This is a genomic window from Haloarcula sp. Atlit-120R (assembly GCF_003665885.1).
Lineage (GTDB): Archaea > Halobacteriota > Halobacteria > Halobacteriales > Haloarculaceae > Haloarcula > Haloarcula taiwanensis.
This window is the reverse complement of record NZ_QPLN01000106.1, coordinates 1-443: the sequence shown is the minus strand read 5'-3', so window position 1 is coordinate 443 and position 443 is coordinate 1. Positions and strand designations below refer to the sequence as shown.

The following is a 443-nucleotide window of genomic DNA, read 5'->3' as shown; positions in this document are numbered from 1 at the left end:
TCCCAAGCCACGCAGTTTCTACCGGGCGCCCACCTGTTGAGCAGGAGGATTTCCCGATGGACTTGCGCGGCCAGCTACGGACGCTTTAGGCCCAATAAGATCGGCCATCACTTGGGCTGCCGGTATTACCGCGGAGGCTGGCACCGGTCTTGCCCAGCCCTTATTCTGGTACCGCCTTAGGGTACCGAAAAGCACAGGCGCTATGCCTGTGCACTTGGGATCCCCCTATCGCACTGTCGTGCAGTGTAAAGGTTTCGCGCCTGCTGCGCCCCGTAGGGCCCGGAATCTTGTCTCAGATTCCGTCTCCGGGTTCTCACTCTCATGACCCGTACCGATTATTGGCACGGTGGGCCGTTACCCCACCGTCTACCTAATCGGCCGCAGCCACATCCTTCGGCGCCGGAGCGTTTGGCATACCACTCATTCCAGTGGTGGTATGGGAT

At 60.0% G+C, this 443-nt stretch carries 1 rRNA gene; it reads right to left on the bottom strand.

The annotated features are described in order from the left end of the window. Nucleotides 1-443: ribosomal RNA gene (locus DVK01_RS21440) — 16S ribosomal RNA — on the bottom strand; the annotation flags it as partial.